A 13,938-nucleotide genomic window follows, 5' to 3' on the forward strand; every position below is an offset into this window, starting at 1 on the left:
ATCTCGTCTTCGAAACCACCTCGGCGCGCTCCAACATGGGCTTCGCATCCGAGCCACGAGCCTAATCCTTCTGGAGCGCATCCGTATGAGCCATCCCAAGACTTTCCTAATCACCGGCGTCAGCAGCGGCTTCGGCCGTGCTCTGGCCGACCAAGCCCTGGCCGACGGGCATCAGGTCATCGGCACCGTCAGACAAGCCGAAGCGGCCCGAGCCTTCGAAGCCCATGCATCCAGGCGTGCCCATGCCTATCAGCTCGATCTCATGGACAGCCAGGCGATCGCCGACATCGTGGCCTGTATGAGCCAGGAGTGCGGCCCGATCGACGTGTTGGTCAACAACGCCGGCTATGGCCACGAAGGTATTCTTGAGGAATCCTCGACCGAGGCCATGCGCCAGCAGTTCGAAGTCAATGTCTTTGGCGCGGTCGAGATGATCCAGGCCATCCTGCCCATGTTTCGCGAACGCCGCCGTGGCCACATCATCAATATCACCTCGATGGGCGGCTTGATCACCATGCCGGGCATCGCCTACTACTGCGGCAGCAAGTTCGCCCTGGAAGGTATCTCCGATACCCTGAGCAAAGAGCTCGCGCCATTCAATATTCACGTCACAGCGGTGGCGCCCGGTTCGTTTCGGACTGACTGGGCCGGGCGATCGATGCAGCGCTCACCTCGCAGCATCGGCGATTACGATGCGTTGTTCGATCCGGTACGCAAGGCACGCCGGGACAACAGCGGCCACCAGCTGGGCGACCCTGCAAAGGCCGCACGGGCGATGCTGGATCTCATCGACTGCGATGCCCCGCCGGCGCACCTACTGCTGGGCAGCGATGCGCTGCAACTGGTGCGTGACCGGCTCACCGAAATGGCGCACGAAATCGATGCCTGGGAGAGCATCACGGTTTCGACCGACGGCTAGCCCGGCGCATTGCCCCCAAGCCCCTGTTCCAGGCCTGGAGCCCGTGATTGCAAAACCGGTCATGACCCAAAAGCCAGCCACTGCCTAGGGCCTGTTGTCGAGGTATCGTCCGAGCGCCGCGTTGCGCCTGAAATCGTAGCTGGTAAAGCGCGGCCCGCGGTTCTGGACCATGCACGATCAAAGCGCGTAACACACGGCCCGACGTGATTCGCCCCTTCGGGATAAGGGTTGCTGGGCCGCAATCCCGCGCTGCCGCTCAAGAACGCCACGCCACTACGCCGCAGTCGGCTTACAGCCCCTTAGCGCGGACTCGCACGACGCCTCAACATGCCTTAGTCAGCGGGTAGCCGCGGCGGCACCGGCCACGTCGAAGGCTTCATATTGCTGCTCGCTCGGCAACCCACGCAAAGCCCACAGCCGGCGGGCCGCCGGATCGGCGATTACCGCCCCGCAGGTCGTCATCTTGGTGATCGGCGTCGGCGGGTAACAGATCGCCTGGGTGTCGCGGGTCACGGCGGCCAGAGTTTCGATATCGATTAGATCGGCGCCGGCCAACAATGCCTCGGCTCGGGCCAGACGTTTCTCGCTGTGCGCCTGGACTTCGGGCTGGCGCGGCCGTTCCACGGCACACGTCGCCTCGGCTCGGCAGTGGTTGGTATGCACGATCACCTCGTTATCCAGCCGCGTGACCGCCTGTCGGGTGGACATCGCCTCGATGTTGAGCCCCTGGCCTTCTGGGCCGACCAGCAGATAATTGTGCGCCCCGGCCAGATCAGCCTCGGCAAGCCGGGCCTCGGCGGCGGCGAAGTCGGTCTGGGCCAGCACTTCGCGAACCACAAAGTTCCAGGTCACCCCGATGCGGCCGTCGTTGCCAGTGAGGTTGTTGATACCGATGGTAATGCCGGCTTCGTTCATCCCGATCATGCCGAGGCACCCCCGGCTGGTAAAAACGGTGAAAGCCGGCCCATCGTCGGGCGCACCGCGCAGCACGAAAACATGCTCGGTGGCGGTTTCGTGCATATCCCAGGTCTGGGCAAACAGAGGCTGCCCGGTGGCACTGCGCGCCCCCGGCACGATCATCGCCGTGCAGTTGTCCGCCTGGGCCGGGGCCGCGCTCTGGCCACCGAAAGTCGCGAATGCGGTATCCACGAAATCGGTGAAGCCACTCACTACTAGCATCTCTGCCGGCGACAGCCCGGATGCCTCGGCCATGGCGCGCAGTTCAGCCGTCAGCGCGGGCGAATACAACTCGTGTGCGGCCAGGCAATCCTCGGCCAGCGCGATCACGTCGGCACGCGGGCGATCCTGGCCAACCCATAGCGCCTGCCCGGCACGTTCGACCCGCTCGGCCGCGAACCGCTGGATCTGCTGGGCATAGCGCTCGCCGTGAATACGGCCGATATCAGCGGGCTTACCGAGCGCTTCGAGTACGGGAATAGTCATGTATTCGACTGTTAACAACCTGCGTCGAATCTACGTCTGCAGCCCCCAGTACAGCAAACCGAATCAGCATTTTGGCTAATTGTTGCGCAGCGCCTCGAATATTAGCGTCGAAGTACAGGCAGCCTTCCATGGGCTGCTCATCGTTGCACAGGAGGTTGTTCATGCAGGTTCAGGATGCGATCAGCGCCGAACAAGCCCGGCAGAACATGCGGGCGGTCAGCCAAGGCCCGGAAGAAGCCATCGCGTCGCTTAACGAAGCGATCCGCGAGGCCTCGACCCGCCACCGCGGCCACACCACGGCTTTTCTGGCGCGCGACCATATCGGTGTCGACGACCTAAACCAGATCATCACCCATTTCCGCAGACGCGGTTTCGCGGTCGAGGATCGTTGTCAGGATCGCGATACCTTCTCGCTGAAAATCAGCTGGTATCCGGCCCATCGGCGCGGCGCCTAACAGCCGGGCCGACCGACCGGACACTATGGCCGGCTGACCGCCTTATACGGCGGTCAGCCGATGGGCGGCTTCGCGTTGGGCGGCCGGCGCTGTCGCCAGTACGCTGCCGATACCGACGATCGCCAGATTCATGATCAAGCCCCACAGGCCATTGAACAGTCCCAGCGGCTGCAATCCGGCCAGCGTCAGCGTAGAGGCCATGACCGCCCCGGTCAGCATGCCGGCGAACACGGCGACGGCGTTCATGCGGGTCCAGTACAGGCCTAGAATCAAGGCCGGTGCAACCTGTACCAACAGCTCGAATTTCAAGACGAAAATGCGATACAGCGTGGACGGTGGATACCAGGCAATTATCACCAGTACGATGACCGCGGCCACGCCGATCAGCTTGCCGACCAGAATCCGTCGGCCATCGGCGGCAGCCGGATTTACGAACCGGCCGTACAGATCGTGCGAGATGATCGAAGAAAACGTCAGCAGAACGGAATCGGCGGTCGATACGATCGCGGCGATCACCCCGCCAAACAGCAGCACCATCGCCCAGTAAAAGACGACGTTCTCGGAGGCCAACGCACTGGCCATCCGCCCGACCAGTTGTTCGGAGTTCGCCGTATCCATGCCCGGGAACGCCGCTACGCCGATGATGCCAACCACGAACACCACGCCGGCAGTGGCAAACGGCATGTACGCCATACGGGTGAGCGAGCGCTTGAGCGTGGCTTCGGATTTGGCCGAGAAGATGCGCTGCACCGCATGCGGATACACCGCTGCACCGATGCCGACTAACACCAGCAGACTGAACCAATGAAACAGGCCAGGCCCGGTCGGCGGCGCCAGTTTCTCCGGGGTCTGAGACTGCATGATGGCCGCCGAATCGGCCGGATTGCCCAAATAAATGAGCGAGCCGATCAAGAGCATCACCACGCCGAACAACAAGGCGATACCCTGCATGGTGTCGGTATAGGCCACCGAGCGCATGCCGCCGAGCCAGCTATAGACCAGCATGATCACGATGAAAAACACCACGCCGACCTGGTAGGGAATGGTGCCGCCGGTCATGCCGGATACGCCCTGGCCGATCGCCACGAACTGCTCGAGCATGTAATTGGCCAACGCATACAGCATCAGAATCGCCGACAGCCAGGTCACGGCCGGCGAATCGAAGCGCCGGTGGATCCAGTCCACCGGCGTGACCAGGCTGTATTTACGCCCAAGCGCATACAGCCGGGGCGCAAACAGCAAATAGGCCAGAATAATGGTGATAAAAAACGGCACCGAGACCAAATAGGCATAACCGGTGCGGTAGGCCGCCGGCGGATAGCCGACCACCGTATTGCCTGAATATTGGGTAGCGAAGAACGTGAAAAACAGCACCATCACGCCCAGGCCGCGCCCGCCTAGATAATATTCATCGGTCGATTCATGCAGACCGCGATTCTTGAGCCATGTCAGCACACCGACCCCGAGCATGATCGCGCCGTAGGCCACCAGCACGATGATCCCAGAGGCCCCGCTGAAGGCCAGTTGCGATTCAGAGCCGTCCATCGTCTTCCTCGTCTTCTACAATGCGCCACTGGCGCGCCAGCACGTAGTGCAGGAATCCCGATAGCGCCAGCGAGGCCGCCAGGATTACGATTGCCCAGTAGGGTATGCCCCAGATCAGCGGGATCGGCTCGGCCGGGAAATACCAGGGATTGATCAACGCGAACAGGATGGCGAACACCACCCAGATCCATGGTTTGCGTATCGGCTCTCGACGGGGTCGTGACATCTGGTTCTCCTCTTTGCATAGCGCCATTCGGGCTGCATCGCACCTTGTCCGAGGCCCCTGCCTGCGGCAATACAGCAATCAACAAGCCGGCCTTCGCCAAACGCGAAACCCCAGATGACAACAGGCTTCGCAGACGCTTAGGATCGATGCTCAACTTTGGTCGAAGCCGGTCGAAAGACCGGCCTGCCTGCCCGTGAAACGCATCGATCTGCTGACGCTTCGCCTGTTCGTCGCCATCGCTGATACCGGCCGTCTGACCGCGGCCGCCGAGCGCGAACATCTAGCGCTGGCCGCGGTCAGCAAACGGATCGCCGATCTGGAGGCCTCGCTCGATGCCACTTTGCTCTATCGCCGGCCACGCGGCGTCGAACTCACGCCGGCCGGCGATGCCCTGCTGCACCACGCCCGCTCCGTACTCGAATCCATGGAGCGGCTGACCGCCGATCTATCCGAATACAGCGCCGGGGTACGCGGCCATGTGCGCATGCACGCCAATACCTCGGCGATCATCGAATTCCTGCCGGAAGATCTGGCGGCCTTCACCCAGGCGCGGCCCCAGGTCCGGATCGATATCGAGGAACGGGTCTCGCTGGACGTGGTTCAGGCGGTGCGCGACGGGCTGACCGATCTCGGCATCTATGCCGCCCACGTCGGCGCTGACGGCCTGCAGACCCGTGCCTATCGCAGCGACCGGCTGGTGCTGGTTACTCCGGCCGATCATGCCCTGGCCCAAACCCGATCACTCGAACTGCGAGAAGCGATCGAGCATGACTTCGTCGGCCTGCAGCAAGACGCCTCGCTGCACGCCCTGATCCACGACGCCGCTCGGGCCGCCGGCAAGCCGCTACGCATGCGGGTTCAGGTGCGCAGCTTCGAAGCCATCTGCCGCATGATCGCCTGCGGCCTGGGCATCGGCGTACTCCCCGATCGGGCCGTAAGCACGCACGTTGCCACACTCGATTTACATACGGTCGAACTCACCGACGCCTGGGCCCACCGCGAACTACGCATCGCCTATCGCGACTTCGACACCCTGCCCGTACTCGCCCGCGAGATGGTCGAACATCTGAGCCTTTCCGGCGAAGACGGTTGAGTTAATTCGCCAAATAGCAAACACGACGTAGAAAGGCTTGCGCTTCGAAATCGCTGGCTCGCGCTATATTTGGCCCTATATGTTCGTAGACGGAGTCGGCTATCGACCCGGAGCGGACATCATCGACCTAACAGAAGTCGGCTGACACGGCATAGCAGGAACTCGCAATCACGGATTTGGAGATTGCTGAAATCCTCTATGAAAACGGAACGATTCGGTTCTGGCTCGCACACTCAGTGGCCGCTGACGCCAGTTGACCGATTGGTACGTCATCTGTGTTTTGTCGCGTATACCGGAGACGTCCGGGGAAGCGCAGTCGGCCGCTACGCTACGACCGTACGCTCGATATGGGAGTGGAAGCACGTGATGATTGAGTTCGCGGGTCGGCCGATCCAAGATGGACTCGGTCAATATTGGCCACGAGGGAGGGGGGACGATCGATGATAAGGACACTGACGCTGGCGGACGTCGCGACATACCCGATTGGAGGCATGCAGATTGGGCCGCTGACCAAATGCAACTTTGTCTATGGCCCGAATGGATCCGGCAAGACAACCTTGTCGCGATACCTTGCCGATCAGCAAGGCGAGGCATTTGAAGCATGCTCGGTTGTTTGGGGAGGGGGTCGAGCGCTTCGGACCGATGTCTACAACCGAGACTTCCTCCAAGACGCGTTTAGTGAGGACGGAAAGACCAAAGGTGTATTCACGCTCGGAGAGGAGGACAAAGAAGCTAAGGAACGCATCAGTCAGCTGACCGACGACATCGCTGAGGAAGCGGATAAAGAGCTGCGGCTGACCGTCACATTACAAGGCGATGATGGCAACGGCGGCAAGCAGGCTGAAATGGCTGCAGCGACCGAGGAGCTCAAGGATGCCTGTCTTGCGCAAACCCGGAAGCATAAGGAAGAGTTCGGAGCTGCCCTTAAAGGCGTAATGGGGAACAGTGAAGTCTTCCGCGCGCGCCTTTTAAGGGAGCGAGAGCAAAACGATGGGGATACCTGTCTATTCGAAGATTTACAGACAAGGGCGCACTCAGTGTTCACCGCCAACCCTGTATCGGTTTCCCGTCTCGAACTGACTGACCTGGTTCGCCTGAAAGCGCTTGAGGAAGACCCCATCTTTAGAAAGGCCATCATCGGCAAGGCGGACGTTAACATCGCCGGCCTGATCGCCAAGCTCAACAATTCCGACTGGGTATCTCAGGGTGTGAAATTCCTGAAGGAAAGCCGGCCCAAGTGTCCATTCTGCCAGCAGAGCGTTCCGGACAGCCTTGAGCAAGACCTCGCCGATTTTTTTGATGAGTCGTTTACCAGGGATACGGCTCGACTTAAGCAAATCGCGGACGATTACAAGGAAGAGGCTAACCGCATCAGTACAGCGTTGGAAAACCTTCGGGCGACTTCAACCGACTATCACGACAGCAAAGAGCTTGGTCGCCTCATCGATGTGTTCGATGCGCGCCTCTCCTCAACGTTGCTCCAGATACGGCAAAAGATCCAATCGCCTAGCTCGGTTATTGAGCTCGATGATGTGGTATCAGCTCTGGAGGATATTAATAAGCTCTTGATGAACGCAAATGCCAGAATCGCGGAGCACAATCAAAGGGTAGCTAATGCCGCTTCCGAAAAGGCCCGGCTATCGGCCGATTTTTGGCGTTACTTAATCGACGTAGAACTCAAGGACGATCTCGATCGCTGGGACAAGTCCAACAACAGTATTGGCCGTGCGATCTCATCCTTGAAGGAGCAAATCCAAGCATCAAAGGACAAGCAGGACGAATGCAAAACAGAACTCAACAGACTTGAGGAAAGGGCCACTAGTACCAAGCCGACCGTCGAGAAAATCAACCAGACGCTAAACGCTTTCCAATTCACTAACTTTCGTTTAGAGCCGGCTGAGGAGGCGCACAGCTACCATCTCGTTAGGTCCAACGGGGAATCTGCGTACCATAGCTTGAGCGAAGGAGAGAAGACCTTCATTAGCTTCCTCTACTTCTACCACCTTTCTCAAGCAGCAAATTCAGCAACAGGTATCGAGGACGACCGTGTAGTGGTGCTTGATGATCCAGTCTCCAGCCTAGACAGCGACATTCTATTCATCGTTTCCTCTTTGACGAGGGAAATGGCGGACATGGCACGAAGCGGAGACAGTCCCATTAAGCAGGTATTTGTTCTTACCCACAACGTGTACTTCCACAAGGAAGTCACTTTCGCGAAGGGTGGCGGCCTCCCTAAGTCTGCTTTTTGGGTGTGCCGAAAAACAAATGGCGTGACCGGTCTCGTAGCCTTCCAGAACACCAATCCGGTTAAAAGCAGTTACGAATTACTCTGGCAGGATGTCCGCAAACCGGAAGGGCGCTCGTTAACCTTACCGAACACGATGCGTCGAATCTTCGATAGCTACTTCAAGCTCCTCGGCGGTCTGGACGTTGACAAAGCGTGCGATGGACTTGTCGGTGACGAGAAGATTGCGGCGAGGGCCTTACTGTCGTGGGCTAATGATGGGTCTCATGCTGTCCATGATGACTTACACATGGTTCCGAATGGCGACGCTGATGCCCTCTACCTAAAAGTCTTCAGGCGCATCTTCGAAAACCTTCATCAGGGCGACCACTATCGGATGATGATGGATACGGACTTCAAGCCCGAATGATTACTACACGTTTCGTTTTCGCTCCGCACTAGCCCCTTACGCCAGCGTGGAGCTTCCGCTTCTGGCCGATAGCGGCGGCCGAACCTTCATGAAATTGGGCGGTAAACGAGCCCTCGATTCGATCTAGCGAGCCTCGTCTGCCATCTGGGCACACCCTCCGCCCTCGTTTCATACGGGAAAGCTTTTCAATGAGTAACGCCGCGAGCATTCGGCGTCACTGAGCCCCAGCAGCAAGCGCTCCTAAGATCGAGCACGGTCGCTCAGCGCCAGCACGCTCCGCAAACTGCCAGAGTTGAACAGCTTACAGTCGACGCTCGCCTTCAGTTCGGCCGAGCCATAGAGCGAAAGCAATAATCTCCGCGACAAACTTTTAAAAAGTTTCCAGAAATCTGATTTTTCATCAAATATTCTGCTTATATCTCAATTTTTCGAAAGCTTTATTATCGGTTTTTAACCGATAATCTGCTCTACGGCATACCTCTTTTTAAGTCCGACCTCCAAGCTTCAGATGATCGGACTCCAGTTCGACATGCTACTCAATACCGGAAGAGGGTCGCTCCTATGCCAGACATACGAGAAGGCGAAAGCAAAGCAAGTGAACACGTGCCCGCTCCAACCGGCACGCGTCCATTGTGCTTCGACTTAGGGCGCTCGCCGCCAACGGCTCAGCGCATCCAGAAAAGCCTCGCTACACTGCCACCACATAGAGCAAGACAGGCCAGCTCCCGACCTAGACTCGGACACCGACAATCAGCATCACGACCGCTTCACATCCAGAGGACCGCAGGGTGGTCCCGCTATCTGCTCGCCGGTATCGAGATTAAAGGTCGAGAAATGTAACGGACACGAGATCGTCTTCCGTTTTGCGTTGATCCTACCGTGAGCTAGCCACCCCTTTCGGTGAGGGCAATGGTTGGGGATTGTGTAACGCGCGCCTTCGATCTCTACGTCAAAAGTGCCGCCCTCCTCATACTCCCCGATTGGATCAATGTCGTTATCGTAAGCTTCGGCCATGGTTCAAGCGGCAATTGCATCGCGTGATTTATCAACGGCTGCATCGAAAGCCGACATCGTCAAGTGGCGGCCGAGAAGGACGCCGCGCCAAGCATTGTCTGGTGAGAAATCACCATCCTTGTCCATGGCCCGAAGAATGCGATGCCCTTCTGCAGCATGAAATTCGTCGATATGAACATGCTCACTATAATAAGCGTGCTCTTGAACCCCAAGTCTTTCGCATGCTTTTACGTAGCAGTCAAAGAAGGTCGGGATCATGGTCTCAAAGTAAGTGAGCGCTCCGACGAAAAAGGATGTGTCGCGAGCACGAAGGACCATCCAGTAATACATGTTCGCGAATTCGAAGATTGCATCGCCGCTGACATCGATGTAGTACTGCAAATCCGTCCGCATATCGAGTTCTTTCAGAAGGTTGATATACAGGTTGGTATGCGCCCGTACTGGATTTCCGGAGCCGAATTCATCGATCATCATACGCATCATCGGCATCTGCGCGGCGAGCGATAGCCTTGGCATGACAGGCCAGAATATTTGTGCTTCGGTCAAGCCGTCCACGGCGAACTCCTGCACCAAGGTGCGAAACTGATCAAGGTTGATATCGGTTGCGACAAAGGAGGCCGTTTCAGGCTCGTCTGCCGCGTCTGCATCAATCAAATTCGCGAGCATCGTTCGAAAGTTCGCCAAGTCTGACGGCATCTCCGATTCGCCGGAGGTCTTGTGAATCGATCTGTCGATCCAAGCGAGTTCAAACTGTCTCATGTCGTCTGGCATCGAATTCGGTACGCTGAGTTCAGAGCGGTTGGCGAGAAATAGATCTTTATGGGTGAACATAAGTTGTCCTCCTATTTCAGGCAGGCTGCTTAGGGATTTGGTTAGCTAGGCATGTCTCTGCAATCACACCAATTGATTGCAGTTTCACCTTGATGTGGCAGTACCAGTCTTCCGCAAAGAGAGTATTTGCCTCGCTTAGCGCGCAAATGTGCGTATTAATGCGGTCGTCATCAGCAGACAGCGAGGCAAGATAGCAGGCTGAAGGCTCAATGTTTGCCAGGCCGACGACACTACCGTCATGTTCAGCTGAAGTCCCCACCAGTGCTTCCCAGCCGACGAAATAGGAAACACCACAATCCTTTAATGCGCGGATGAATAAATCACTCCGGGGCTCTGCATACGAATCTTTGATGCCTGTGACACGCTCGTGTCGGGCGATGTTGAGGAGTGTGTCGGTCCCTATATCGTTTCCCGAAGTTTCATGCTCGTGATAAATCCAGAAGTCCAATGACGAAACGTCGATCAAGGCCTGAAAATGACGCTTGATGTCGTCCTGTGAAACATCTTTTCCAAAAGGTGAGCCAACGATGGCGTGCTTCGCACCGAGTTCCTGGGCAATGCCAATCAGCCGAGAGGCTTCGGACGTGCTTGAACGCAGAATGCCGGCGAAAACTCGCTCGGGCGCGACCTGATCCATTACATACCGGAGCATCGCTGTCCATTGCTCATCTGTCAGAACGGCACCTTCCCCGGTGCTCATGCAAGGCATAAAGCCAAGTCCCGGTCTATCGAGCCATCGAACCAACGAAAACACGCTTTCCTTGCAGACTGAGCCATCAGATCTGAGGGGCGTAACAAGTGGGACGTAACAGCGAGCCTCAAGCATGGCCGAAGTCGTTCTCTGTAATTACGAGGCTTCGCGACTCGTTATAAAGCTGTTGAAGTTCCCCTGGGAACGATCCACCAGACCGAATACCGCCGGGCTGAGTACCGTAGGAACAAGCTACGTACCGGACGGTCGGTTGCGATTTAAGAAGCACTGGGTCGAAGGTATACAAAAGCTCGCTTTCTTCTATGACGCTCGCCGCGAGCAAGGCACAACTCGGTGATGACGTGCGAATCTCAGCTAGCTGCGGGTCATTAGCTGCCCGCTCTATTGTCGCGAGCGAATAGCCGCGGCGTCTGAAAGGCATCTCTGTATGCAAGACGTCCATGAATGGGTAATAGGCATCCTGCACTTCCCTCGGTCGGCGCCAAACAATGGAATCGCATATCCCGATTTGGTCGAAAGAAATCTCAAATCCTTCGTCAAAATTCGACATGACCACCTTGAGGGCACGTTGGCGGCGATCATTTAGTGCGTGATGCATGCCCATGAATACGGTAGCGTCTATTACAGCCATTGAGATCTAACCCTTAAGCTGGAGAAGGGAAGCTGCTGCAGCCGAAATCGAATTTCTGAACTCCTGGGGATCGCGTGCTAGTGCGACACGAATGAATTTGTGACCGTCAGCCGGTTGACTCCAGAAGAAATAGCGCCCGGGGAGTACGTACACGCCCCAGCGCCGAAGATGCTCTTGAACCTCATCAGCAGAGTGTTCCGTTTTGATCTTCAGCCAAGCGACGCTGGTTTCTATCAGCGGTCTTTGGTACTCCAAAATATCGCTTGGCAAACTTTCGATCAGGAACTCGCGGTTGGTTGTGAGCACTTCGCTCACCGATGCCAATCCATCTTTCTTGCTATTTTCGACATATCTTGTCACCAGCCTCAGGATAAAAGGCGATACATTCAGCAATACGCTCGTGACGATCGGGTATATCTCGGTATTCAGGCGCCGGCTTGCCATAAGCGAAGCGCACTTCGTGTCTTGCAACGGCCACGTCTTGCCGGTGTCTTCCATCGCGATGTAGTCAACGCCAGAGGCTTCTAGCACCTCGTAGGCATCGCTCCTCCTATATCCTGAAGTTCGGAGAAAAGCTGAGAAGCAAAAATCCAACACGAGAATCTTGCCATTCGCCTCGCAGTAAGAGACGACTTCACGAAATGCTCGATCATTTGGCGCAAAGAGGCTAAACCCAGTGGGATTATTGGGATCGACCCAAACGATAGCGTCTAAATCTCGAGCATAGGCATCTAGATTTGACTGAATCTTATCGCAATCGTAAAGGGCGTCTTCGTGAATTGGACTAATCTCCAGCCCAGCATGCTTCATAAGGTCGTGAAGGTTATCGAAGCAAGGTTCAACTAGCCCCACCGAGCAATTATTCTGCCGAAGATATGTCGCAACCACCTGCATCGATATCGAAGCGGCATATGTAAGGTAGATATCATCGATACGATCCAGCGCTTTGCGCTGCCCATGAAAGTTATAAAAAGCCTTCTTGAACGCTAGCTCACTTTCCCTTTGCGTCGTTGCTTCCGACTCATACCAAAGGGACGGCAGCCCCTCAACTATTTCCTGTTGCCCCTGTGATTGCCGCTGATGGGTATGAGCGTCCGCGAGGTTATGCTCTACCTCGAGCGCTTCAATTTCATGTTGAGTAATATCAGCTTTTCTACCCGGAAAAGATGTATCAGCTCCAACGTCATGAAGCGGGATCGTTTCACTCATTAATATCTCCTCGGAGTCACGGCTACCAGTTATCACTGGTGGCCTGTTTTGCCGTGTCGATTATTACTACCGGGAAAGGCTGTATCCTGCAATTGGTTATATATGGGAATCTCCTTCCAGAATATGCAACAACCTCGAACATATTCTAGTTATCAAGTCGACCTCATAATTGGCCGTGGGCATTACAGCAGTGACGGCAACGCGGACCACTTATGAAACCAAGGCACATCGTATCCTCCGTCTACCGATATGCCCTCTTTCGGATAAGGGATAGTTACTGTGGATCTAAATAATTTGGCCACCTTCATAGAAGTCGCTCGTCACGGCACGATATCGGGCGCCTCCAAGGCTCTCCGTATCCCGACATCAACGATAAGCCGCCGCCTCAATAGGCTCGAAGACGACTTCGAATCACGACTCTTATCGCGAAACTCCAGGCATTGCAGCCTTACCCCAAGCGGGCAATTGCTTTACGACTATGCGTCCGGGCTGATGGACGATCTTCTCGAAGCGAAGAACATGCTGCACGAGACAGACGGCCACCTAAGCGGACGCATGAAAGTCTCGATCCCGACGGAGTTCGGTGTCGTCTGGCTCAGCGACGTGGTCTCCGAATTCGCCCGAGACCACCCGCTGGTCGATTTAGAGTGCATCACGAGCATGCAGTCGCTTGACCCAGTTCGGCAGGAAATAGATGTCTCGATCGCCTATTTAAGAGGTGTGCCCGAAGACAGCTCTCTTGTGATGCAGCGCCTCCTGACGATTCATAGTTCTGTTGTTGCCGCCCCATCTCTTATAGAAACCCATGGAACGCCCTCAACCGTTGAGGAGGTGTCATTGCTGCCGTGCATTTCGACCTTGAGCGCTCTTCGCTCCAATCCTTGGCAGTTTCTTAAAGCCGATGGGTCATGCTTTGCGCTTGATGTGCAATCAAAGTACAAGGTCGACAGCAGCAATATGCTGATCAACGGTGCGCTTCGTGGTCTCGGCTACGCCATCATTCCAACCGAATTCATCAAACCGGAACTACGCTCCGGCAATCTAGTCGAGCTTCCATTGGACTTCCGCCCAGCACCGCTCGAAATCGTGGCCGTCTTCCCGGAACGAAAGCACATCACACGCAGAACACGCGCACTCGTGGACGCGATCGAAAAGTCCCTACAAACCAAGGGACACTCGTTTACTTAGCTCTCAAGCTTTCGCTTT

Annotated in this window: 13 protein-coding genes; 5 read left to right on the forward strand and 8 right to left on the reverse strand. The window is 56.5% G+C overall.

Annotated elements, in window-relative coordinates; genetic code table 11:
- Positions 1–85 precede the first annotated feature (85 nt).
- Complete coding sequence (locus V5738_RS12700) at positions 86–919, forward strand: oxidoreductase (protein WP_423821176.1); 834 nt, start codon at positions 86–88, stop codon at positions 917–919.
- A 336-nt stretch (positions 920–1,255) separates the two neighbouring features.
- On the opposite strand, the gene V5738_RS12705 is transcribed toward V5738_RS12700, so the two are convergent.
- The gene (locus V5738_RS12705; protein WP_423821177.1) at positions 1,256–2,362 is read right to left on the reverse strand and encodes a C45 family autoproteolytic acyltransferase/hydolase; all 1,107 of its coding nucleotides are present in this window, start codon (positions 2,360–2,362) and stop codon (positions 1,256–1,258) included.
- 161 nt (positions 2,363–2,523) lie between these two features.
- Here V5738_RS12705 and V5738_RS12710 point away from each other — a divergent pair, with 161 nt between their 5' ends.
- Positions 2,524–2,817, forward strand: coding sequence for a hypothetical protein (locus V5738_RS12710; protein WP_423821178.1), 294 nt, complete (start codon positions 2,524–2,526; stop codon positions 2,815–2,817).
- Between the two features lie 42 nt (positions 2,818–2,859).
- Here the strand turns inward: V5738_RS12710 and V5738_RS12715 are convergent, their stop codons facing one another.
- Together V5738_RS12715 and V5738_RS12720 are read right to left on the reverse strand one after the other, a co-directional pair.
- The gene (locus V5738_RS12715; protein ID WP_423821179.1) at positions 2,860–4,362 is read right to left on the reverse strand and encodes a sodium:solute symporter family protein; all 1,503 of its coding nucleotides are present in this window, start codon (positions 4,360–4,362) and stop codon (positions 2,860–2,862) included.
- Entirely contained in the window at positions 4,349–4,588 is a 240-nt protein-coding gene (locus tag V5738_RS12720; RefSeq protein ID WP_423821180.1) for a hypothetical protein, read from the reverse strand. Before V5738_RS12720 ends, V5738_RS12715 begins: the two co-directional genes overlap by 14 nt.
- A 193-nt stretch (positions 4,589–4,781) precedes the next feature.
- Between V5738_RS12720 and V5738_RS12725 the strand changes: the two genes are divergently transcribed.
- Complete coding sequence (locus tag V5738_RS12725) at positions 4,782–5,681, forward strand: LysR family transcriptional regulator (protein WP_423821181.1); 900 nt, start codon at positions 4,782–4,784, stop codon at positions 5,679–5,681.
- A gap of 440 nt (positions 5,682–6,121) precedes the next feature.
- The gene (locus V5738_RS12730; RefSeq protein WP_423821182.1) at positions 6,122–8,335 is read left to right on the forward strand and encodes an AAA family ATPase; all 2,214 of its coding nucleotides are present in this window, start codon (positions 6,122–6,124) and stop codon (positions 8,333–8,335) included.
- A 756-nt stretch (positions 8,336–9,091) separates the two neighbouring features.
- Here V5738_RS12730 and V5738_RS12735 read toward each other — a convergent pair.
- The 5 genes from V5738_RS12735 to V5738_RS12755 are packed head-to-tail and all read right to left on the reverse strand — an operon-like array spanning position 9,092 to position 12,732.
- Positions 9,092–9,349 (reverse strand): Rieske (2Fe-2S) protein, encoded by a 258-nt coding sequence (locus V5738_RS12735; RefSeq protein WP_423821183.1) that lies wholly within the window; start codon positions 9,347–9,349, stop codon positions 9,092–9,094.
- 3 nt (positions 9,350–9,352) lie between these two features.
- Positions 9,353–10,180 (reverse strand): iron-containing redox enzyme family protein, encoded by an 828-nt coding sequence (locus V5738_RS12740; protein ID WP_423821184.1) that lies wholly within the window; start codon positions 10,178–10,180, stop codon positions 9,353–9,355.
- Positions 10,181–10,196: 16 nt separating this feature from the next.
- A complete protein-coding gene (locus V5738_RS12745) occupies positions 10,197–11,006 on the reverse strand; it encodes a dihydrodipicolinate synthase family protein (RefSeq protein ID WP_423821185.1) in 810 nt (269 codons plus the stop codon).
- Complete coding sequence (locus V5738_RS12750) at positions 10,999–11,523, reverse strand: DUF6190 family protein (RefSeq protein WP_423821186.1); 525 nt, start codon at positions 11,521–11,523, stop codon at positions 10,999–11,001. Before V5738_RS12750 ends, V5738_RS12745 begins: the two co-directional genes overlap by 8 nt.
- 6 nt (positions 11,524–11,529) lie before the next feature.
- Positions 11,530–12,732 (reverse strand): aminotransferase class I/II-fold pyridoxal phosphate-dependent enzyme, encoded by a 1,203-nt coding sequence (locus V5738_RS12755; RefSeq protein WP_423821187.1) that lies wholly within the window; start codon positions 12,730–12,732, stop codon positions 11,530–11,532.
- Between the two features lie 279 nt (positions 12,733–13,011).
- Between V5738_RS12755 and V5738_RS12760 the strand changes: the two genes are divergently transcribed.
- Positions 13,012–13,920, forward strand: coding sequence for a LysR family transcriptional regulator (locus V5738_RS12760; protein WP_423821188.1), 909 nt, complete (start codon positions 13,012–13,014; stop codon positions 13,918–13,920).
- The last annotated feature ends 18 nt before the right edge of the window (positions 13,921–13,938 follow it).

The sequence above is a fragment of the Salinisphaera sp. SPP-AMP-43 genome (assembly GCF_049568105.1).
Taxonomy (GTDB): Bacteria; Pseudomonadota; Gammaproteobacteria; order Nevskiales; family Salinisphaeraceae; genus Salinisphaera.